The organism is Vibrio sp. HENC-03 (assembly GCF_000305755.2).
GTDB lineage: Bacteria > Pseudomonadota > Gammaproteobacteria > Enterobacterales > Vibrionaceae > Vibrio > Vibrio owensii.
The window spans coordinates 84811-105394 of sequence record NZ_JH976047.1; the positions used below are offsets into that span (position 1 = coordinate 84811).

At 44.6% G+C, this 20584-nt stretch carries 19 protein-coding genes and 1 tRNA gene; 12 read left to right on the top strand and 8 right to left on the bottom strand.

Going from position 1 to position 20584, the window contains the following annotated elements:
• Positions 1-50: 50 nt before the first annotated feature.
• Positions 51-458: a hypothetical protein gene (locus VCHENC03_RS24810; RefSeq protein ID WP_032801934.1), complete on the top strand. Its 408-nt coding sequence runs from the start codon at positions 51-53 to the stop codon at positions 456-458.
• 186 nt (positions 459-644) lie between these two features.
• Here the strand turns inward: VCHENC03_RS24810 and VCHENC03_RS24805 are convergent.
• Positions 645-719: transfer RNA gene (locus VCHENC03_RS24805), tRNA-Gly, on the bottom strand.
• A gap of 328 nt (positions 720-1047) precedes the next feature.
• On the opposite strand from VCHENC03_RS24805, the gene VCHENC03_RS24800 reads away from it, so the two are divergent.
• On the top strand, positions 1048-1566 hold the full coding sequence (locus VCHENC03_RS24800; RefSeq protein WP_005435718.1) for a DUF4136 domain-containing protein: 519 nt from the start codon (positions 1048-1050) through the stop codon (positions 1564-1566).
• A gap of 82 nt (positions 1567-1648) precedes the next feature.
• On the opposite strand, the gene VCHENC03_RS24795 is transcribed toward VCHENC03_RS24800, so the two are convergent.
• The 3 genes from VCHENC03_RS24795 to VCHENC03_RS24785 are packed head-to-tail and all read right to left on the bottom strand — an operon-like array spanning position 1649 to position 8341.
• A complete protein-coding gene (locus VCHENC03_RS24795; RefSeq protein ID WP_009704120.1) occupies positions 1649-5212 on the bottom strand; it encodes a response regulator in 3564 nt (1187 codons plus the stop codon).
• Positions 5212-6264 (bottom strand): response regulator, encoded by a 1053-nt coding sequence (locus tag VCHENC03_RS24790; protein ID WP_009704121.1) that lies wholly within the window; start codon positions 6262-6264, stop codon positions 5212-5214. The genes VCHENC03_RS24795 and VCHENC03_RS24790 overlap by 1 nt, the downstream gene beginning before the upstream one ends.
• 19 nt (positions 6265-6283) lie before the next feature.
• Positions 6284-8341, bottom strand: coding sequence for a hypothetical protein (locus VCHENC03_RS24785; protein ID WP_009704122.1), 2058 nt, complete (start codon positions 8339-8341; stop codon positions 6284-6286).
• Positions 8342-8844: 503 nt separating this feature from the next.
• Here VCHENC03_RS24785 and VCHENC03_RS24780 point away from each other — a divergent pair.
• The 5 genes from VCHENC03_RS24780 to VCHENC03_RS24760 all read left to right on the top strand — a co-directional run bounded on the left by VCHENC03_RS24780 (position 8845) and on the right by VCHENC03_RS24760 (position 11809).
• Positions 8845-9513 carry a winged helix-turn-helix domain-containing protein gene (locus VCHENC03_RS24780; protein ID WP_009704123.1) on the top strand — a complete coding sequence of 223 codons (669 nt, stop codon included), beginning with the start codon at positions 8845-8847 and terminating at the stop codon, positions 9511-9513.
• Positions 9506-9970 (top strand): hypothetical protein, encoded by a 465-nt coding sequence (locus VCHENC03_RS24775; RefSeq protein ID WP_009704124.1) that lies wholly within the window; start codon positions 9506-9508, stop codon positions 9968-9970. Before VCHENC03_RS24780 ends, VCHENC03_RS24775 begins: the two co-directional genes overlap by 8 nt.
• Positions 9971-10148: 178 nt before the next feature.
• Positions 10149-10532, top strand: coding sequence for a hypothetical protein (locus tag VCHENC03_RS24770; protein WP_009704125.1), 384 nt, complete (start codon positions 10149-10151; stop codon positions 10530-10532).
• Between the two features lie 142 nt (positions 10533-10674).
• Positions 10675-11082: a hypothetical protein gene (locus VCHENC03_RS24765; RefSeq protein WP_009704126.1), complete on the top strand. Its 408-nt coding sequence runs from the start codon at positions 10675-10677 to the stop codon at positions 11080-11082.
• Positions 11083-11131: 49 nt separating this feature from the next.
• A complete protein-coding gene (locus VCHENC03_RS24760) occupies positions 11132-11809 on the top strand; it encodes a DedA family protein (protein WP_005435728.1) in 678 nt (225 codons plus the stop codon).
• 85 nt (positions 11810-11894) lie between these two features.
• Here the strand turns inward: VCHENC03_RS24760 and VCHENC03_RS24755 are convergent, their stop codons facing one another.
• The 3 genes from VCHENC03_RS24755 to VCHENC03_RS24745 all read right to left on the bottom strand — a co-directional run bounded on the left by VCHENC03_RS24755 (position 11895) and on the right by VCHENC03_RS24745 (position 13569).
• Positions 11895-12212 (bottom strand): hypothetical protein, encoded by a 318-nt coding sequence (locus tag VCHENC03_RS24755; protein WP_009704127.1) that lies wholly within the window; start codon positions 12210-12212, stop codon positions 11895-11897.
• Between the two features lie 95 nt (positions 12213-12307).
• Positions 12308-12715: a hypothetical protein gene (locus tag VCHENC03_RS24750; RefSeq protein ID WP_009704128.1), complete on the bottom strand. Its 408-nt coding sequence runs from the start codon at positions 12713-12715 to the stop codon at positions 12308-12310.
• A 209-nt stretch (positions 12716-12924) separates the two neighbouring features.
• Positions 12925-13569 (bottom strand): murein L,D-transpeptidase catalytic domain family protein, encoded by a 645-nt coding sequence (locus VCHENC03_RS24745; protein WP_009704129.1) that lies wholly within the window; start codon positions 13567-13569, stop codon positions 12925-12927.
• A gap of 574 nt (positions 13570-14143) precedes the next feature.
• Between VCHENC03_RS24745 and VCHENC03_RS0125160 the strand changes: the two genes are divergently transcribed.
• From VCHENC03_RS0125160 to VCHENC03_RS24730, 4 genes are all read left to right on the top strand, one after another.
• Complete coding sequence (locus tag VCHENC03_RS0125160; RefSeq protein ID WP_032801942.1) at positions 14144-14554, top strand: NUDIX hydrolase; 411 nt, start codon at positions 14144-14146, stop codon at positions 14552-14554.
• Positions 14555-14741: 187 nt separating this feature from the next.
• On the top strand, positions 14742-15359 hold the full coding sequence (locus tag VCHENC03_RS24740; protein ID WP_009704131.1) for an NUDIX hydrolase: 618 nt from the start codon (positions 14742-14744) through the stop codon (positions 15357-15359).
• Between the two features lie 8 nt (positions 15360-15367).
• Positions 15368-16066, top strand: a complete 699-nt coding sequence (locus tag VCHENC03_RS24735) for an aspartate/glutamate racemase family protein (protein WP_009704132.1) — start codon at positions 15368-15370, stop codon at positions 16064-16066.
• Positions 16067-16423: 357 nt separating this feature from the next.
• Positions 16424-17179 (top strand): 5'-methylthioadenosine/adenosylhomocysteine nucleosidase, encoded by a 756-nt coding sequence (locus tag VCHENC03_RS24730; protein ID WP_009704133.1) that lies wholly within the window; start codon positions 16424-16426, stop codon positions 17177-17179.
• A gap of 114 nt (positions 17180-17293) precedes the next feature.
• Here the strand turns inward: VCHENC03_RS24730 and VCHENC03_RS24725 are convergent, their stop codons facing one another.
• Positions 17294-19630: an EAL domain-containing protein gene (locus VCHENC03_RS24725; RefSeq protein ID WP_009704134.1), complete on the bottom strand. Its 2337-nt coding sequence runs from the start codon at positions 19628-19630 to the stop codon at positions 17294-17296.
• Between the two features lie 532 nt (positions 19631-20162).
• Between VCHENC03_RS24725 and rbsD the strand changes: the two genes are divergently transcribed.
• A complete protein-coding gene (gene rbsD, locus VCHENC03_RS24720) occupies positions 20163-20582 on the top strand; it encodes a D-ribose pyranase (RefSeq protein WP_009704135.1) in 420 nt (139 codons plus the stop codon).
• Positions 20583-20584: the final 2 nt, after the last annotated feature.

A 20584-nucleotide genomic window follows, 5' to 3' on the forward strand; every position in this document is an offset into this window, starting at 1 on the left:
TAATGTTGCTTTAATGCGTACGGTGTTTTGTAAGTTTTAAGGGACGGACGATGACATTTAATCGAGTTTTCTCAATTGTAACGATGACCGCCGCTATGCTCGGCTCTGGGTACGCATACGCAGCACCAGCTTTTAGTGCAGATCAGCTGTGTAAAGCAGGGTTAGCACTGGCGATAGATAAGCAGCCCCGCGGGATTAAAACGGCGGGAACGTCAGGTCAACGTATTTTGCTGGCTTTGAAAAATGGCAAAAATGATTGGGATTATCGCTGCACGGTAAATCGTCAAAATCGTACGTTAAAGATTGACGCTAGAGACTTGAAGCGAAATGACAAATACCTTGCTCAAGCCATACGTTATCGCGTCAATGAAGGGAAGCGATCGGTCGAAGTCACCATGAAGAAACGCGCTGGTGGCGGGCTGAAAAACGACACGTTCACGACACTTCAGTTGGATTAACCCCAAAGATATGGGGAACATTATAACGAAGACGCGCCCCTGTATTTTGCAGGGGCTTTTTTATGCCTGCAGTTTGGGGTAGCAAATACAAGAGATTGATTACAGCCACAGCGTGAAAGCAGTGAAGTAAGAATTTAAAGGATAGATTTGGGAAATCTGAGAAAAAGATTAGCTTAAGGGAAAGCTTGGAGCGGGCAGCGGGAATCGAACCCGCATCATCAGCTTGGAAGGCTGAGGTAATAGCCATTATACGATGCCCGCGCATCGATAGGACTTATTCAATATGCCAGATTAAATTCAAAAGAAAAGTCTTTTTTGCTCAATGAGTTGCTTAATGAGCAAATAAATACCAATTCGCTCAAAAAGCGCACGATGACCTTGGCGATAGGTGACTCCAAATATTGATCTGTTTTCTTTCTCAGGCAGTTATTTACTCTGTTCTTCGTCTCTCTCGCGTCTTGAATTTGAACACTTGGCATTCATGGTCAAGACTAAATGTTGAAATGATTCAATTTTTTCCCACACACGTAAAAACGAATACCACCACTTGCCGAGAGAGACCGGCACGATAAGACAGAGGAGAATGGGTATGTGGAAAGGTTTACTGGCAACACTGTTTGCTATCTCGGTAACGGCTTGTACAACAGTGACGACAGACGTCGACAAGCAAGCGGATTTCTCATCCTACAAAACGTTTGATTTTGGTGAGCAGTCTGAAACCCCAACCAGTTTGGACGCACGAAGAATCGAACAAGGATTGGCCGCTCAACTGGAATCTAAAGGGTTGTCGCGCGTGCAAAGTGGCGGTGACCTTTATGTGCATCACGACATCATCAAAGAGTCTGAATTGGTGTCATCGGGTTCTAGCTTTAGTGTTGGTTACGGATGGAACAGCTTTGGCGTGATCACTTCTAGCCCTGAGCGCTATAAAGAGAAGAAGTATGGCAAGCTTGTTGTTGAACTTGTCGACACCAAAGCCAATCAAGTGGTGTGGAAGGGTGTTTCTAGCCGCAAGTTAACCGAATCAATGAGTACGGAAAAGCGTGAAGAGCTAATCTCGGAAGAAGTGATGAAGATGTTTGAAAACTACCCTTACGGTAAGAAATAACACGGCTCGAATACTAACTAATAGCCCCGTCCGGCATAAGTCGAACGGGGCTATATTGATCGTGGGTTTCACCACAACTCCCTCATGAGTTACTCAAACCATCGGATGTATTGAGGATTTCAAGCGCGAGGGAGAAATCATATTGTTCCGCTGCTCTTTTAAATTTATCGAAACAAGAGGCCGCCAATCCGAGTTGTTTGCCGCTATGAACGCTACTCAAGTGATTAAGCACCTCGGTATCATCATTTAGCAGTAGGCGTTTCAACATTTCGAACGTCTCTGGATTGAATGATTCGTCAATATGAACAGGGTTTTCTTTTGTATTGCTTTCAATGGCTGACAACACCTGAGTACAGACGCTTGATAAGGACTGGACAAGAAGTGCTTTGTCTTTTGCACTGACGTTCTCTTTTTCTAATCGCGTGCATAGTGCTTGAATTTGCTTGAGTCCGACACTGCCACTGAGCCCTTTGATGGTATGAATGGCTCTGTCTACCTCAGTAGTACTCATTTCATCGAAGCTAAACGATTTGTATTGGTGAGCAAACTTTTGTAGTACCGACAGATACAGCGTGCTATTTCCTGCTGTGACTCTGATGCCTTGTTCAATATTCAGTTCAGGTATTTGAGAAAGCGCTTCTTTGATGGCAATTGGCATCTCATTTGTAGGCGTTTGCGTCTCAATACTATCGCCGCCATTAGTACACAGTAGCTTCGCTAATGTTGATTTCAACAATGGAATATCTATGGGTTTATGCAGCACACAATTCATGCCTGCATCGAGGGCTTTTTTCTCATCTTCAGCTAAGGTATTGGCCGTTAATGCGATAATTGGCAACTCGGTAAGCTTTAGCTTCTGTCGGATGTTTTGGGTCGCCTGATATCCATCCATAATTGGCATCTGGCAATCCATTAACACGGCATCGAAGTTGTGTTTAACCAAAAGCTCTAAGGCTTCTTTACCGTGGTTGGCAATTTGCACAACGCAGCCCACATTGACTAATACATCTCGCACTAACTCTTGATTAATTCGATGGTCTTCAACAACAAGAATTCGTTTTTTCGTCAAGCTTGAACCTGAACTTGTGGTGGCAGGAGAAGGCGCTTCACTCTCACTTTGGAAAAGGGTATCCAAGCACTCAGAAAGCACTGTAGTTGTGAAAGGTTTCCTGAGTAGCTCATCATATTTGACGTCAATAGAGTCCAATTGGTGTAGAACGTGCGCAACACTGGTATTAGTGACCAAAAGCACTTTGCTATTCGGCACATCAAGGCTTCGAAGCTGAGAGAGCATCTTGGTAATTAAGTGGGATTGGGCGGGTAGGGTGACCAAAAGGAGTGGAGGGAGCTTAAGTTCAGAATCTATCATGTCTTTTAGGTCAGCAAAGTCCTCGCATTGGATATTCAGTTGTTGCAATTGACCTTGTATGAGCAAGCGAGACTCTTTACAAGCATCGACCAAAAACGCGCGGTTAGGCACGTGGTCGAAGTTTGGACACGGAACGTCTTCATTGCAATATTCGAGTTCAAATTGAACTTTAAAGGTTGAGCCTTTTCCTAGCGTACTGGTCACTGAGATTGTCCCCTTCATCAAGTCTATGATGTTTTTCGTAATGGCCAAACCGAGCCCTGAACCACCGTATTTGCGCGTTGTTGAAGTGTCTGCTTGAGAGAAACTATTAAACAGCTTGTTGATCTGTCCGGGTGTCATGCCGATACCCTCATCCTCGACAACTAACTCCAAGGTACTGTATTGCTTGGTTTTACGAAGCAAATTCAAACGTAATGTGACTTTGCCTTGATGAGTAAACTTGATGGCATTAAACCCTAAGTTGAGGATGATTTGTTTGACGCGATAAGGGTCGCCTATCAAGGTTTGCGGTAAGTTCTGATCGACAGATAGTAATAGGTCGAGAGATTTATCCTGTGATTTGACGGACAAAATATCGATGGCTTGATCGAGTAATTCATCGAGGGAGAAGGGCGTACGCTCGAGCTCTAGTTTTCCTGCTTCTACTTTCGAAAAGTCCAATATGTCATTCAACAATCGTAACAAGGATTTCGCTGAGCGATGCACCTTCTCAATGTAGTTCTTTTGGTGTTTATTGAGCTCTGATTCAAGAACAAGATGACTCATGCCTATGATGGCATTCATCGGCGTTCTGATCTCATGGCTCATGTTGGCTAGGAAGCTCGATTTGGCTTGATTGGCAGATTCGGCATCATCACGTGCTTCTTGCAATGTAGCCGCCATCGCCTGAAGTTCGATTTGGGATCGGCGCATGGTATAGGCGAGTAAGATGATCGCCAAAATGAACACGAACGCCGAATAAATGAGATATTGCGACACTTGTTTGAATTGCGACACCTCTGCAAAACGCAGCTCTCTTAAATGATCAAGCTGGTCGTCTGCTTTGGTCGCGGCCATGACCATTTTGCCTGCAATGTCGTTCAGTTGTTGGGATACCTCGACGACATCTAAAAAGTGCAGCTTATAAGCCTCAATAGAGCTAGGCACAGATTCAAACAGCGCATTATTGCTCTCTTCAACCAAAAAAGATTGGATGCTACGTGTGTGTGCTTGTGCTTTCGCTAACGCCTCTAACACAATCAGTTTGTGTTTTTCCTTTTCTTCGGCTCGAGTCGAGATCATGAAGTCGCGATCTGCTTGTCTCGCCTTTCCGACTGATTGTTTAAGTAGCGTCGCTTGGATGCCTGCTTCAAGGCTCATGTTCATGTCACTTTCTAGGTCGGCAACATTGGCTTGCGCTTGAATCAGGTCCTGCCTGATGCGTTCACGCAATGCATCAACGCTCCGAGCGAGTTGTTCAGAAGAGGATCTCAGGTTTTTAGATGTGGCTTCGTTGTCTGCGCTTTGATTTACCAAGCTTAAGGCTGATGAGTAGCGCTTTTGCGAGTTCTTTAACGCTTGAACGAGGGTTAATTCGTATTTGTTGTGCAGCGCTTCAGAGAGCGTTTCTGTGAGCTGCTCAAGCTCGTCCGTGTACTTGATAGCATCGCTGAGGTCGCTGTCTCTGCCGAATAGAAGAAACTCTAAACTCGCAGAGCGAATGGACTGGGCGGTTAAGTTTATCTCGTAGCTGAGTGATTCGTGCTCGGCCACACGAACCATCATGTCTCGGTTTTGAAGTTCTTCCTCTTTGTCTGATACGACTTTCGAAGCGAGGCGTTTTTGTAACTCTCGGGTTTGTGTGGCAACGGTTGTCGCATCCTTTTCCATCACAGAAAGGCTTTGTTTCTGTTGTTCTGTGAGGGTTTTATATTGGGTGAAGAGCTCTTGATAATCTTCTACGTAGCTAAGTAAAGATTCATCGATGAGGTCGTTTGACACCGAGTTATCTTCAAAGCTCTGCGCGAGTTTTTTGGTCTCTTCGATAAAACGCTCTGCCTTAGCTGCGTCTTCCAACTGGCGATCGCGTGTGTAGGTGAGCTCATATAATCTCGCGTTATCAAGTGCTAACAAGAGTTGCCCCGCGAGACCGTACCTCTCGATTGAACCAAAGGTTTTATTGATACTGAAACCAGCGAACAAGCCCACGATACAAAACAGCGCAATAACGAACCCAAAACTCAATAGGGTTCGTTTTGCTTGTCTCGAGACTTTGCTTTCGCCTTCCCTAGTCATTACGCATTAACTCTTAAGGCCTGAGGCTCAATATCCGAATAACGCGCCATGATTTGTTTGATTTCGGGAATGAGAGAGATAAAAACAGGCACCAGTTTTGGGTCAAAGTGGGTACCCGATTCCTTAGTCAGAAGCGCGCATGCTTCGGGAATTGACCAGGCTCGTTTATAAGGTCGTTCACTGGTTAAAGCGTCGAACACGTCTGCAATGGCAACGATTCGAGCAGAAAGGGGAATCTGCTCCCCAGAAATACCTTTCGGGTAACCGCTTCCATCCCACTTCTCGTGATGCGCGATGACGACTTCTCTCGCAAGGTTCAGGAGAGGAGAATCGTGCTTGCCGAGGATTTCATAACCATATTCCACGTGTCGTTGCATCTCTTCCCACTCATCTTCATCGAGGCGAGAGGGCTTAAGTAGTACGGCATCAGGTGTTCCTATTTTACCAATGTCATGCATGGGGGCGGCAGTAAAGAGCAGCTCACACCATTCCTCATCAGCGCCAATGGCTTCTGCCAGCAATCGGCTGTAGTGACTCATTCGAATCACGTGCATGCCTGTTTCGTTGTCTTTGTACTCGCCAGCCCTTGCTAAGCAGTTGATGATCTCGAGTTGGTTTCGAGCAAGAAGGGCGGTTTTCTCTTTGACTTGAGCTGCTAGCATTCGGCTTTTACTGTAAGCCAGCAGCTGTGATCGCACTCTTACTCGAAGTATGGCTGGGCTAATCGGTTTGGTGATGTAATCCACCGCGCCAATATCAAAGCCGAACTGTTCATCATCGTCATCGGATTGCGCGGTTAGAAACATGACCGGAATCGCGCTAGTCAAAGGGTTCGACTTCAAACGCTTACATACCTCAAAGCCGTTCATTTCCGGCATGACAATGTCGAGCAAGATGAGGTCAGGTTTTGGCTCTTGAAGTGCAATTTGCAAGCCGCGTTCACCGTTGATCGCAGCTTTGACTTGGTATTCTTCGTTCAGCACTTTAGAGATGATCTGAATGTGCTCGGGCGTATCGTCAATGACTAAGACTGTAGGTTTAGTCGTTAGCATGGTTCATCTCCTCATATGTTTAGTAGATGTAAGCTGCGCCCGAACCCGAGCTACTGTTGTCGTTGAAATCAGACCCGTCAGACGCTTCGTCTTTTGCGCCGACGACCAAGGTATTACCATCACCACTGATGGCGATAGCACCGCCAAATCCATCGCCTGCATCCGTATTGCGGGATTTGATGTATTCTGTTTGCTGCCAAGTTCCTTCAACATCGGTAAAGAGATAAACTGCACCAGCTGTACTTGCGTCATTCAATTGCACGTCACCATCCAAACCTTGGCTAGATGAGGCTTCATCTGGGGCGCCAACAACAAGCGCTTTGCCATTGCTGCTCAGTTGAACATCGGAACCGAACTTGTCAGAAGCATCGGAGTTAACGGCTTTCATGTAATCTTCTTGTTGCCAACCCGCTTGCGATTTGTAGAAGAGGTAAGCGGCACCGGCGCCAGAAGCTGAGTTGTCTGATTCATTGCCGTTTATCTCACTGTCAGACGCTTCGTTGAAAGCGCCAATCGCTATCACGGTGCCATCTGAGTTTACGTCGACTGAGTGTCCAAACTGGTCTTCAGAATCCGAGTTTGAGGCTTTTAAATAGGAATCTTGAGCCCAAGTTGTACCGTTATGAACAAAGACATAGGCCGAACCTGAGTTATCACTGCTATTATCCATCTCGTCACCATTGACGCTGGTTGCATTTGAATCTTCACCCGGTGAGCCTACTACCGCGGTTAATCCGTCTTCGCTTAGGGCCACGTCGTAGCCGAACGAGTCAAGCTTGTCTGAGTTTGTTGACTTCAAGTACGCGGTTTGCGCCCACTGGTTGTTTTGCAATTCAAACACGTAGGCCGCACCAGACAAACTGCCTGTGTTATCTGTCTCGTCACCATTGATGGACTGAGCTGAAGAGCTTTCTCCAGGTGCACCAACAAGTAACGTCGTACCGTCTGAATCCAGTGATACTGAGAAGCCAAATGAATCAACAAGGTTGCTGTTTGAGGATTTAATGTAAGCTTGCGATTGCCAAGAAGACCCACTGTTAACGTATAGATAAACAGCACCGGACGCAGGCGCTAGGTTATCCAACTGGTTACCATCGATACCCGTTGCAGACGAGGCTTCGTTTATCGTACTGACAGCAAGCGTGTTGCCATCTCCGCTCAGAGCAATCGCGTAACCAAACTCATCTTTGTCATCGGCATTCGGCGCTTTAAGGTAAGCAACTTCATTCCAAATACCGTTTGTTTTTCGATAAACATATATGGCTCCAGATAGTGCAGCACTGTTTGCAGTAGGATCATTGGCTATGCCGCTCTCTTTGAAAGCACTCACTGCGATAGTCGAGCCATCGTTGCTCACCGCGACAGCGTTGCCGTAATTGTCATTACTGTCGGTGTTGGAAGCTTTCAACAAGCCAATGGCATTCAATAAAGCGCTTGGTTCAATAGATACTTCGTTACTTTTCTGGTCGCCATCTTTGTTGCTAGCCACCACAAAATACGTCTCGTTGGTGGATAACAAGCTGTTGAGCTCAACTTGTTTATTGGCCTCGGTTAATCCACTAGACAAGACGTCGCAATTATCCGTTGCTGTCGTGTTTTTTCTGCACAACGTGTACTCGTCAGCGTTTTGACTGGTTTGCCACTGAAACAAGAACGTTTTCCCAGTTACTAAAGTCGGAGCAGTCAGTGTAAAGGCACTTGGCGGCACAGGCACAGGTGTTGGGTCTGGCGCTACCACTGGTGGTTCTGGTTGTTTGTCTTGGTTTTGGTCAGGTTGCTGCGTTGTATTCTCGTCAGGTTGTTTGTCCTGGTTTTGATCAGGCTGCTTTTCTGGCACCGGATCGGGTTTCGGTTCGGCCTTTGGTGGCATAACTGGCGGCGTATCAACGGGCGGAAGTGGTGGTTTTTCACTCTCTGGCGGTTGAATTGGGTCTGGTGTCGGTTCTACATCTGGGGTTTTCGGCAGTTCAACTTCTTGTTGTTGCGGTGGCGTAACTAGCTCCGTGCCTGTTTCGGTGTCATTACAGGCAGTAAGAAAAAGCGTTGAGCATGTGACTAACAATAAAAGTGCTTTCATAAATGATTCCGAGTTGTGACTTATAAGCGACTGGATTCGTTTTTTGTTGCACTAGCCTTTAGCGGTTGTGTTGTTTTTATTGTTGGCTAACTCTTATTTCTGACGGGGTTACACACTGAAGAAGCATAAGGCGTACCAAGCGTGTATTTAGCGAGTGGACCAGTCATGAATCTCGCTGGGCACTAATGATTGATGAAAATCATCGGATAAAATAAGTAATTTATTGCTCATTTATCCAGCTAGGTTTCTTCTTTGAGACAAAAATTCTCTTTTTGACATTCAATTTGAGAACCCAGAACCCAGAACCCAGAACCCAGAACCTAGCGCCCAAGTAGGTGAGAGCAATCTCCCTCATGCTCATCTATTACTGAAGCAAGTTGACTGTTAGACAGCGACTTCAATAGACATGGCCTCAATGGATAAAGGTTGTCGCAGTGATACTTTTAGGGCTTGGCTTAGCTTTTGCTACTTACCAAACAGGATGAATAAAAGTGGGGGTCACAATGAAGATTACCAGCCCTGTATTCGAGGAATTTGAAGCGCACGAAGTTCAAGTGGGATCGTGTTTACTCAAGGTGCAACAGCACGCTTGTGAACTCATTGTGGAAAGCGGTAAACGCTACAACATTACAACGAAAGAAAGTGATGTCTTAAAAACGTTAGTTACCAACTTAGGTAAGGTGGTATCTAAAGATGCTCTAATTCGCGCAGCATGGGGAAACCCCGAGATCATCGGCTCCAACTCATTGCCCGTCGCGATTTCAAACCTGCGTAAAGTACTCGAACCGGAAAAGATCAAGATCGTTAATGTCCCCCGCCAAGGTTATCAACTGGAAGTAGAGTGTATGGGGTCTGGAGAGTCGCATTCAGAACAAGTTGAAGAAGTAACAGAGCAAGTCGTTGCATCCAAGCCTGAACGGAATATCAGTAAACGTATTGAAACAAACGTCAACAAGATTAGCGTCTTTTGCGCCTGGTTATCGCTGTTGTATGTGGTGTTTGTGGTGTCGTATTTCAGCTTTTCTTGGGTGCATGTTGATTGCGAGGTTGTCGGCCAATCCAAAGTCTGTGCAATTCGAGGGGATGTCGACTCTGAGGTGAAAGCAGGGCAAGGCTCATCCATTTTCGTCTCATCAAACGGCAAGCGTTATGAGGGGGCATATCATGACTAAGCTACTACAACGCGGCGCATTTCTTGGCTTCATCTTAACCACCGCTTTTCTTTTATATGGGCTAGTCAATGGTGCTGGTTGTCGCTATGACCTCTCGGTGGAAAATGCTGAACATCAAAAAACGTTTGTCACCTGCTACCGCGGCAAGGTGGTGGTGCTCCATTCTCTTCTCAACGAGCAAAATGAACTGGTTTCCAAGTGGCAGGTAATGGCAAGGCAAATGAAGTTTGGCAAGCAGGTGATATACATCATCTATGACCGAAACCGCATTGATGGTGGCAGCACGAACAACCTGACAGACAGATATAACGAAATCTTTTCGGGATATAACGTCCTCTTTTACCACGTAGAGCGGCTGGGCGATCGTGTCTTTATCTTCGAAAACTTCCCGGAAAACAACGTTATTGCAGGGCAGTTAGAAGGCGAGATGGATTTGTTTGCCATGGTGATGAGGTGAGTACCAAGAGTTCTCGTTTCATCAGTGAGTGAGCTAGTTCCTGAAGCATTACTTTTCGATGGGAACAAACAGTACCGCCATTATTTAACGCTAAATTACTCACTAAGGCGCGAACGTTATTTTTAAAGTAGCGACAGAAGTATTAAAGAAGCTGCTTTTGGATAGAAGGAACAAGACAATGCTAAGTGATGTTGATAATGCGAACTTGTTTGCGCGTTGCTTGATTGATGAAGGGCTTGAAGTTTGTAAGCTTAGAGATGAAAACGCGGAAGCGAATAAAGTGATGGTTAAGTGGCATCATGAAGAGGGTTCTGCATCGGCTTGTAATCGCTTAGCATCCGTTGGTATTTTCATTAACGTGGTTTCTCTGCCCGGGGATCAAAGTTCGCAAGAGTCCGGTTTATTGTTTGAGTTAAATGAGCTGACAAGGCTTGGTATCAACCCAAACGAAATACGTATGTTGGCAGAAGCTACGGCTGGTGCGTTACTAGGACGATGTAAACTTGAGTTTGTTGCTCAAGTTGTAGCTAAGATTGCTTCTCGGTTATCCGGTATCACTTAGAACACTTTTTGCGGCCTTTTGAACATGAAATGTACGGCCAAAGGTTTGCAAAACTCTCTTTTTACTATCAACTGAGAATTTAGATTGCAAATCAACACGCATGGAGTTACAACAGCGTATCGTTGTGGTTTAGGTGAATTCTGTGCGTACTTACCTAGTCAGTGTGTTAGGGCTTTTTGTTGCGCTGATGGCTTTTGGATTGAGTCAGGCTTCACCGTCACCAAAACTTTCCCACGCGGTCAGCTACACCTCTTCTTTAATTGATGGCGAAGCGCATCTTGAGAAAGCACCATTCTCACCATCTCGTAAAATTGCCGCCAGTTTATTCAGTCGAAACGCATTGCGCGTTAACCATTCCAATACATCACCAGAATCTGATGACTTTGATGTAGTACCTGCGCGTTGGCTAACGGTAGTTGCGGATTCTAATAAACGCTTTGTATCTAAAGTGGCCATGCCCGTTATTGATGTCTTTTATCCTCGCTCGAAATATCGACTTGGGACAGGACAAGAATCTAATCTCATATATCGCTTCATGCATGCTAGGTGATGCCTATTCATCCGTTTTTAAATTTGTTTGTGATGTTTAGGAGTTTGCTATGTTTGATTCGATTACTCAGGTGCTGTTTGCGTTGTGGCACCAAGACTTTACCGCGCTGATGGCGCCGGGTAGTGCAGGGCTGATTTACTTTGTAGTTGGTGCACTTATTTTCCTTGAAAGTGGGTTTATCCCTGCAGCCCCATTCCCGTGTGACAGCGTGGTCGTACTTTCTGGTACATTGGCAGCGGTTGGAGTGCTTGACCCAGTTATGATCATGTTGGTTATTGTAGTCAGTGCAGCAATGGGCAGTTGGGCAGCATATTTGCAAGGTAAATGGCTAAACCGCTTGCCGAAAGTACAAGGCTGGGTGAATGCAGTACCAGCGAAGCGTTTAGAACAAGTGGACATGCTGCTGGGTAAGCATGGTTTGATTGCGCTATTTTGCGCGCGTTTTATTCCAGTGGTGCGTTCGTTGCTGCCATTGATGATGGGATTACGCGTGAACCGTGTTAGCAAGTTCCATTACTTTGCGTGGCTGAGTGCGATTCTCTGGACACTGCTACTGTGCGGTCTTGGCCTGTTGTTACCATTGTTACCAGAAAAGCTAAACAAGATTGTGACCATGGGATTGATGGCTGCACCGGTGATTACCCTAACCATTGCCATCATGAGCTTTGTATTGGTGAAAGTGCGTAAGGCTTGGAGCAAATCAAAAACAACTCCACAACTGCCATAATTGTTCTGGTAAGAAATTTGAAAAGCAAAAAAGGCGCTATCACAGCGCCTTTTTCTGTATTTACATTGCTTGCAATGAGCGCGAATCAGTAACCGATATTGTAAAGGTATTCGCCTGCTTCCTTACACTCAGTTTTGTAGAACTGTTCCATCTTCGTTTCATCCATGCCTTGTGCTTTGAATTCGGTCTCCGCAGAAGAGAGCTGGCTGAATGTATAGCCGCGCTCAGCCATTAAGTAATGACGAAACATAGCACGATGCTCAGGAACGGCTGCACGAGCGTTAGAAGCATTGGCACACTCCAGAAGCGCACTATTACTCATATCTTCAGGTTTTGCTGCTTGTGACGTCGCAGCGAATAAGGTTGTTAGAGCCAAAACGGCGATAGTCGCGATTTTTTTCATAATCAGGATCTCGAGTTAATTCAGGGTAAAGATGAGATCATCCTTGGCTAGTACTGAAGGTATCCGTATTAATGTCAGTACAGTCAATGTGCGAGCTAAGCCTCGCGACTGTGTTTAAACACGTAAAGTAAATTGGCTTGCTTCCATCCCGGAAGATGAAACGCACTTTTGCTTGCCGATAACTGTGCACGATTTGGCAAAGGTGTGGCTTTGAGTGCGATATCCAATAAGGAAGGGGACAAAAAAGCGACCAGAAGGTGATACTCGGGAAGGACGCTCAATGTCAGCTCGCCATCGTTACCAGAAGCTCGACGGCAAGGCAGTAGACCCAACAGGTCGCGCTTTAAGTGGCGGTAGTAACCATCAGGGCTCCAAGCATCACGAGTATTCCAAGCTCGATAAGGGACTTTTAACGCATGATAGTCATGTTGTGTAAGTTTGTAGAACGTCTCGGAAGCTGTGTAGTTGGTATCTGCAGATTCATGATTTTGCGCAGCATACATCTGCCCTGAGAACAGGGAGAGTGACAACAAAAGCAGTAGGCGAAATACGTGAACCAAAACTAACCCTAACACAAGATGGAATCGACATTCGTTTGCTGCCAATTGGTGGCGCTTGCGTATACTAGCGACTTGTTAACAGGATGAACAGTTTTTTGTCTATTAAAAAAGGGAGCAAATCTGCTCCCTTTTTGAACTTGGTAAAAGCTACGTTAAGCACTTGCGTAGATAACGCTGCCACCTTTAATGGTGTCAATGATTTCTCGTGATAACTTTTGTGGCAGTGCTGGGCAACCCCAACTGCGGCCAAGATAGCCATTCTTCTTGATAAAAGAAGGGTTTGCGTAGTCTGCGCCATGAACCACGATGTAACGCTCACGTGCCTTATCGTTAACACCAGATGTTAATCCATCGAGTCGCAGCGAGTATCCGTTAGAGCCGTAGTAAGTGGTATCAGTTAAGAACGTACCTAAAGAAGTCTTACGGGAGTTCACTACGTTAGAAAACTTTGTCGCAGTCTTTTTACCACTATTTACGCCGTGAGAAACATAGGTATTAAAGATAAGTTTTTTCTTATCTAAATCGACCACATAAAAGCGTTTTTCTGTAGAGGGTTTACTGTAGTCGATGATGGTTAATACTGGCTTTTTACGGTCATGTGCTTTTTTGTAAGCTAAAAATGCATCGTTGAATAAACTAAAGTCGATGACTCCTTCCAAATTGGCTTCTTTAAATGTCTTTTCAACAAGTTGCTTGGTAGTTTTAGTTTCCGTTGCTTTTGCTGATGAGTGGTGAGCAAAGGCAAAAGGTGAAACCGTAAGCGATGTCCATATCAATAATAAAAATAGCTTTTTCATTTGTACTAAATAAAACTCTTGGTGTAGCAAATTCAGCGATTGCGTCTTGCAGTCGTTAATACAGCATGCACATCAATTTAATTCTATTCTCAACGTTTCCTATTATGCGTAGTGACACGTATTACCGAACCATTTTTGGTATTTGGTAGAGTTCTGCCAACTAACTCGCTGAAATTAATCAACATTGAGAGGTTAATCGATGACTTTAAAAATCTTCAAGACAAATACTAGCCGATTTGGGTAATTAATAAAACTGTGTTTACCGTGATTTACTAAGCAGTGGTGCTAATAAAACGTCGTTTAATTATAAATGAAATAAAAATACCGTTTGAATTCAATGTATTTATTTCAGACTTAGCATTAGACAAAAATTTTTTAGACTGTGATCCTAGTCGTAACAAATCATTACCCGGCTACAGACAATTGATAGATTAAGCGAATACCTAATTCCGCATATTCAACTAAGCGTGCAGCTAGGTTGTTGTATGTGGTCAATTTATTGACTATTGCTGTTCACATCATCGGAATGATTTATGTTAGTTTGCTAGAAAACAGTTATCAAAGGGCGATGAAGATGGAAGTTCATGAGTGTGTCTCATTTATCTTAGTTAAGGGCGATCAAGTGTTGCTGGAAACAAGAGCGAAGGACAAGGAATCTGACCCAGGGGCAATAGCAATACCCGGTGGTCATATGGAGTTTAACGAAACGCAACAACAAACGTTGTTTAGAGAATTGGAAGAAGAGCTCAATATCAAGCCACTTCAATTTGGTTATTTATGTTCTTTATATCACCCAACTACAGAACTGCAATTGATTCACTATTATGTGGTGACCAATTGGCAAGGTGATATCCAGAGCTTAGAAGCGGAATCTGTTAACTGGTATCCAATAATAAATGCACCAGTCTCGACGGAAGTCGATCGCGTCGCATTAAGTGAATATCTTCGATTAAATACTGCGCTAAGAACTGTGTTTAATAAATGAAGTTCCATAAATAACATTTGTGACGAGTAATAATATTTTTGATTGAATTTTAAATATCGAAAAGATTCGAATTATCTTATAAAAAAATATAGCGGATAAATACTTTGCGAAAACTTGATCAAAAATAAACTTTGCTTTCAGTTGGTTATGCTAGTTTCTGCAAAGGTAAGTTGAAAAAGGGAAGTGGATGTCGAAGTGGTTAGATTGGGCAAAGCAGCTGCAGGCGATTGCTCAAGCAGGGGAAGCATACAGTAAAGATGCTTACGATCTAGAGCGATTCAAAATGGTAGAAGACATCGCTCATCAGATGTTTGCTGACATCAGCGATAAGTCAGTTGCCGATATTCAAAACTTGTTTATCCCTGAAACGGGCTATCCAACACCCAAAGTCGACCTACGTGCTGGGGTGATAAAAGATGGCAAGATACTTCTCGTAAGAGAGCGCGAAGACGGAGGGTGGACGTTGCCTGGTGGTTGGGCTGACGTGTGTGAAACGCCAAGTAGTGGGGTGGTACGCGAAGTGTTGGAGGAGTCTGGCCTCGTGGTAGCAAAACCGAAACTGATTGCGATTCGTGACAGAGCGATGCATGACTATCAGCCGCCTTATCCATTCCACATCTATAAGATGTTCTTTTTGTGCGAATACGTTTCTGGTGAGCCTAAAGAGAACATTGAAGTTTCGGAAATCGATTTCTTCGCGCAGCATAAGATTCCACCACTTTCACAAAGCCGAGTTTTGCCAAGAGATATTGAAATGGTCTTCGATGCTTTTTACAGTGAAGATTTTCAAGTACACGTCGATTAAGGAAGAAAATGAAAACGATAGGTCTAATTGGTGGTATGTCATGGGAGTCTACTGCGAACTATTACCAAATAATTAACCGTGAAGTGAAATCGCGTTTAGGCGGTTTGCATTCAGGAAAAATCTGTTTGTACAGCGTCGATTTCGCCGAAATTGAAACCCTTCAACATCAAGGTCGATGGGACGACGCGGCCACGATTCTTTCTCAAGCAGCAAAATCGGTGGAAGCAGGCGGTGCGGACTTCATTCTGATTTGTACTAATACCATGCATAAAGTCGCGAACCAAATTCAGCAAGCTGTCAATGTACCGCTTGTTCATATTGCTGATGCGACCGCTGAGAAGCTGGTGGCGGATGGCATTGAGAAGGTTGGTTTGCTTGGTACACGTTTTACCATGGAGCAAGACTTTTATAAGCAGCGACTCATCGATAAATTTGGTGTTGATGTCGTCGTACCGAGTTCAAATGACCAAACGATTGTTCATGAGGTTATCTATAACGAGCTGTGCAAAGGAGAAGTGCGTGAGGATTCCCGTCAACAGTACCTCACTATTATCGATAAGTTAGTTGAAGAGGGCGCTGAAGCGGTCATTCTTGGTTGTACTGAGATTGCGATGTTAGTTGAACCTCAACACACAGAAGTGAAGCTTTACGATACAACAGAGATCCACGCTAAGGCCGCTGTGGAAGCCGCGCTGAATGAAGCGTAATTCTCTACAGAATTGATCGACAGGATTAAATCACTCAAGGAAGAGTTATGAATTATCGATGCGGGCAATGTCGCCAGTTTACGAGACAGAAGAGCAGCGCTGATGTTTGTGGCGCTTGGGGTCATCCAACGGACGCGAACCGTGCAGCTTGCGATTATTTTATGCCGACGATCCGGGTTAAAGATCGTGTGGTTTCTCCTTTAAAAAGTAAAAATGGCTAAGTTGTTCTCATTAATTGAGAATTTCTTAATCAATCAGTATTAGTTGATTGATGCAAACGATTGCTCCCTTGGGGATGTATTGTATAATTTGCGTCGCGTCACGCTTTGGTGGCGCGTATTACATTTCAGGATTCCCATGTTGAAGAAATCTCTTGCTCTAATGCTTGCTGCGTACTCACTTCCTTCCGTTGCAGGTTCGACCATCGGTATCGTCGGTGCGATGGATGTCGAAGTTGAAGCGCTATTACCAAAAATCCAAAACCAACAAGTAAAGAAAATTGGTAGCCATCGCTTTTACACGGGTGAGTTAGAGGGCAAAACTGTTGTCGTGACGAAATCTGGCGTAGGTAAGGTCAATGCGGCAATGACGACCACTCTTCTGATCGAATCTTTCGGTGTTGACCAACTGATCTTTACGGGTATTGCTGGTGCTAGCGACCCTAAATTGGACCCGTTAGATGTCGTGGTTTCTACGCGTTTGGTTCAGCACGATGTTGATCTAACCGCATTCAATATGCCGAAAGGTCTACTGCCTGATTACGAAGAGCGTTACTTTTACGCAGATAAAACACTGCAAAAATACGCATTTGATGCAGCCGTTGATACGCTTGGCAAAGAGAGTGTTTACCGTGGCGTTATCGCATCTGGTGACCAGTTCATTGCAAGCAAAGTGAAAGTGACGGGCATCTACCAAGAATACAACGCAATGGCTGTGGAAATGGAAGGTGCGGCGTTAGGCCAAGTAGCAGATGCGTTCAAAGTACCTTATGTGGTTATCCGTACGATTTCAGACAAAGCAGATGGCTCGGCAGATGTTGTCTATTCAGATCTTAAAAAAGCAACGGCCGACAACTCAGCAAACATTACCCTTAATATGCTAAAGCGCATGTGAGAAAGCGTTCACTAGGCTAAATAGTCTTTTGAGAACACGAAAAAGCAGCACACACGGTGCTGCTTTTTTTGTTGGATTTCAATTGCTCTGTAATGAATGATATAAGCCGTTAAGCTACGCAATATCAGAACGGCTAAAAGGTTGGTCGTTAGCTGATTTCCACCATTGATCAAGCTGCTCTTTGTTCATGGGCTTACCAAACAAGTAGCCTTGCATGAAGTCACAGCGATACGAAGATAGCCATTCGTGCATCACGTTATGCTCAATACCCTCTGCCGTTACCTTCTTATTTTGCGCATGGCACAGTTCAATGATTGGTTTGATGACGTGGCCGTTGTCAGTATTCATCAAGGTGAGCAGAAATTCTCGGTCGAATTTGATTTTCTGAACAGGGTACTGAACCAATTGTGTCAATGAGGTATAGCCTGAGCCAAAGTCATCAATTGCCAGCTTATAGCCAAGTTGAGCTAGTTCATCGAGCAGAGCAGTACCTTGTTGGTCTGCGGCGAAGGTTTCGGTGATTTCCAACTCAATACAGTGAGGGGGCACACCATTTTGCTTCGCTTTTTCGTGGATGAACTCGGCCATCGATAGGGAGTTCAGCTCTGCTGATGATAGGTTAATGGATAAAATGATGTCCTTGCCAAAAATACTCTTGAGTTGGTGGTATTCTTCCATTGCGTTAGCAAACACCCAGCGGTCGATTTTCTCGAACAACCCAGTTTGTTCCGCAATAGGGATGAATTCCTTCGGTGGAATCGACCCAATTCCTTCCGCTTCCCAACGTAAGAGAACCTCCAGCCCCTCGATTTCATTGGCGTGACTGTTCATGTATGGCTGGAAAACCAAATGGAATTCGTCTTCCACATTGGCTTTACGTAAAGCGCGTTCGATCTGGCTACGGCGCTGAGCTTCAATATTGAGCGCCGCCGAATAGTAGGCGTATTGGTTTTTGCCGCCGCGTTTTGCTTGGTACATCGCCGCATCTGCACTTGAAAGCAACTTGGCAATATCAGCGCCATCTCTTGGATATTGAGCAATACCAACACTTGCCGTCACCGGAAATGAATTTGTCGAAGATTGGCTCAGATTATGGATGGGTTTGAGCAACTCTGAAGCGAACATATCTGGTATGTCGGCTTTCTTTTGGTTTGTACTCAGTAGGATGGCAAACTCATCGCCAGACAAGCGAGCACCAAAGCAAGGGCTGTTGTGTTGTTGGGTAAACTTCTGGCAGACATTTTTTATATGACGAGAGAAGACTTGTAAAAGCTTGTCACCCAATTCGTGGCCGTATTTGTCGTTTACGTACTTGAAGTTATCTAGGTCGATGTAAACAACCCAAAGTTGCTCAGAGGGGTCGGCTAACTCACGAGTTGCCAATTCATGAAAACGATGACGGTTCGCGAGTTGAGTTAGGTGGTCTGTTTCCGCTAAGTGTTTGGTTTTATGATAGATGTTATTGAGTTCTTCATACATGTCGAAGAAACGCGAAGAGAGGCGACCAATTTCATCGTCACTGTTTAGCTTTTCAATATTAGTGCGCTTGTTTGCTTCTATTTCGCGCAGTTGTTTGTCCAGTTTCGATACCGGGCTGAGCACGTAACGATACAAGACTAAGACAATCAAAGTGATGGTACAAAACGACGCTATACCAAACGAAAGAGCCAGCTCCAACCAGACCTTATCGACCTTATTCCACATTAAATACTCTGCCGGTGACAAAATTGCGTGGAAATGGGGTAAGAGTTCAATAGTTTGGGCTAGGGGGATGTCGAGGTGAATCGGTTTGTCAGAAAATGTGATGACACTGTGGGTATCAAATTCGATTTCGTGTTTGATGTCATTAAAAGCTTCGAGAGAGACGGAGACGACAACAAAGAATGCGTTGTGCGGATCAAAGCTGGGTGGGTGCTCGCCCGTTCGCTTATCGAACAGTTCGTACTGCAGGAGTATGCTTTGGCCACTTGAGTTGTAAATAAAGCCTGTATGGCTGGTTTTACCATGCTGGGCATAGCTCTTTTCCACGTATTCGAGGATTTTAGGATCGACGCTGCCGTTGGACTCATAAAACTGATTCTCGGTGTAATAGAGTAGGTTTTGGTCGCCATCCAGTATTGCCATGTTTGCATCACCATTATAACCATGGCTTAGCACTTCCACTGTTTCATCCAATCGGTTAAATAGCTGTCGCTCTCGGTACGGGTCTTCGTGGTTAACGAAGTAATCCTGTAAAACTTCACTTTTCCCTAGGGTATAGGCGTAACTGTTGAGGAAGATATTGGCCTGACGAAATTGCCCTGCGAGCTTTTCCATTTGCAGCTGAATGTAGCTGTCTTCTCGCTTGATCAATGTGACTTTTTGAATGCTATAAATGATGTAACTCGACACCAACGCGCTAATAAGAATAACTGGCGCGACAAGCAAAACGACTCTGTTGCTTAATTTCATGTATTTCTTGCTTTCCGTTTGTGTCCTTACAAACGCTTCTAACCTAATGGTTTTTACCAGTTGGTTCTCACCTAAGGTATCGAACGGATGATGATACTTTCCTTGTATTCGGGAGAAATTGTAAAGGTGTGTTTTTCGAAAGTCAGTGAGGTTTCCGATATTTGTGATGTCGTGTGAGGTTTTTTCATGTTCTCAGGTACCACCGTCTCATAAATTGAACAGATTATTCTGTTCCAAAACACGCTTACTCATTTGTTCGGTTTATGAATTCAGATTTATAAAGAAGGGAAAGGTAATTTCTCTCCGTGTAGTAAATGTCATCGAAACGTTTCGATGGCGAAGTGTGACCTCAATATCTTTTTCTTAATCAGTTAGCTCTCAATTAAGGATCATTCTCACACCTTATCGATCTGTCACTAGCCAATTTTCATTGCCGTCCTATTATTGCATCGAAACGTTTCGATGAGTTTTCTGTCAATACTAAGAAATGAAACTCAAAGTTGTATGAACGTGTAACCGAAAGGTCGATGAGATGAAAAAAAGTACCCTAATTAACTCAGAAATTTCTTACTTGGTGGCGACGCTGGGTCATACCGACGAAATCACCATTTGTGACGCGGGTTTGCCAATTCCTGATCATGTACAGCGCATTGATTTAGCGTTGACGCACGGAGTCCCTGGCTTTCTAGATACCGTTCGCGTGATTCTGTCTGAGTCCCAAATTGAAGGGGTCATCATTGCTGAAGAATTCGCCAAAGTTAGCCCAGTTCACCATGATGCTTTAATCACTGAGCTAACCAAAGAAAGTGAGCATACAGGCAAACAAATCGCGATCAACTATGTGTCGCATGAAGATTTTAAAGCTCGCACAGAACAAAGCCGCGCTGTTGTTAGAACAGGCGAGTGCACACCTTATGCGAACGTGATTTTCCAAGCCGGTGTGGTGTTTTAAGC

Excerpts from the sequence above, each read along its gene's own strand:
- VCHENC03_RS24740 (WP_009704131.1), top strand. The coding sequence starts at position 14,742 with ATGTCGAAGTGGTTAGATTGGGCAAAGCAGCTGCAGGCGATTGCTCAA.
- VCHENC03_RS24745 (WP_009704129.1), bottom strand. The coding sequence starts at position 13,569 with ATGAAAAAGCTATTTTTATTATTGATATGGACATCGCTTACGGTTTCA.
- VCHENC03_RS24750 (WP_009704128.1), bottom strand. The coding sequence starts at position 12,715 with ATGTATGCTGCGCAAAATCATGAATCTGCAGATACCAACTACACAGCT.
- VCHENC03_RS24785 (WP_009704122.1), bottom strand. The coding sequence starts at position 8,341 with ATGAAAGCACTTTTATTGTTAGTCACATGCTCAACGCTTTTTCTTACT.
- VCHENC03_RS24775 (WP_009704124.1), top strand. The coding sequence starts at position 9,506 with ATGACTAAGCTACTACAACGCGGCGCATTTCTTGGCTTCATCTTAACC.
- VCHENC03_RS24760 (WP_005435728.1), top strand. The coding sequence starts at position 11,132 with ATGTTTGATTCGATTACTCAGGTGCTGTTTGCGTTGTGGCACCAAGAC.
- VCHENC03_RS24735 (WP_009704132.1), top strand. The coding sequence starts at position 15,368 with ATGAAAACGATAGGTCTAATTGGTGGTATGTCATGGGAGTCTACTGCG.
- VCHENC03_RS24790 (WP_009704121.1), bottom strand. The coding sequence starts at position 6,264 with ATGCTAACGACTAAACCTACAGTCTTAGTCATTGACGATACGCCCGAG.
- VCHENC03_RS24730 (WP_009704133.1), top strand. The coding sequence starts at position 16,424 with ATGTTGAAGAAATCTCTTGCTCTAATGCTTGCTGCGTACTCACTTCCT.
- VCHENC03_RS24770 (WP_009704125.1), top strand. The coding sequence starts at position 10,149 with ATGCTAAGTGATGTTGATAATGCGAACTTGTTTGCGCGTTGCTTGATT.
- VCHENC03_RS24725 (WP_009704134.1), bottom strand. The coding sequence starts at position 19,630 with ATGAAATTAAGCAACAGAGTCGTTTTGCTTGTCGCGCCAGTTATTCTT.
- VCHENC03_RS24795 (WP_009704120.1), bottom strand. The coding sequence starts at position 5,212 with ATGACTAGGGAAGGCGAAAGCAAAGTCTCGAGACAAGCAAAACGAACC.
- rbsD (WP_009704135.1), top strand. The coding sequence starts at position 20,163 with ATGAAAAAAAGTACCCTAATTAACTCAGAAATTTCTTACTTGGTGGCG.
- VCHENC03_RS24755 (WP_009704127.1), bottom strand. The coding sequence starts at position 12,212 with ATGAAAAAAATCGCGACTATCGCCGTTTTGGCTCTAACAACCTTATTC.
- VCHENC03_RS24810 (WP_032801934.1), top strand. The coding sequence starts at position 51 with ATGACATTTAATCGAGTTTTCTCAATTGTAACGATGACCGCCGCTATG.
- VCHENC03_RS24800 (WP_005435718.1), top strand. The coding sequence starts at position 1,048 with ATGTGGAAAGGTTTACTGGCAACACTGTTTGCTATCTCGGTAACGGCT.
- VCHENC03_RS0125160 (WP_032801942.1), top strand. The coding sequence starts at position 14,144 with ATGGAAGTTCATGAGTGTGTCTCATTTATCTTAGTTAAGGGCGATCAA.
- VCHENC03_RS24780 (WP_009704123.1), top strand. The coding sequence starts at position 8,845 with ATGAAGATTACCAGCCCTGTATTCGAGGAATTTGAAGCGCACGAAGTT.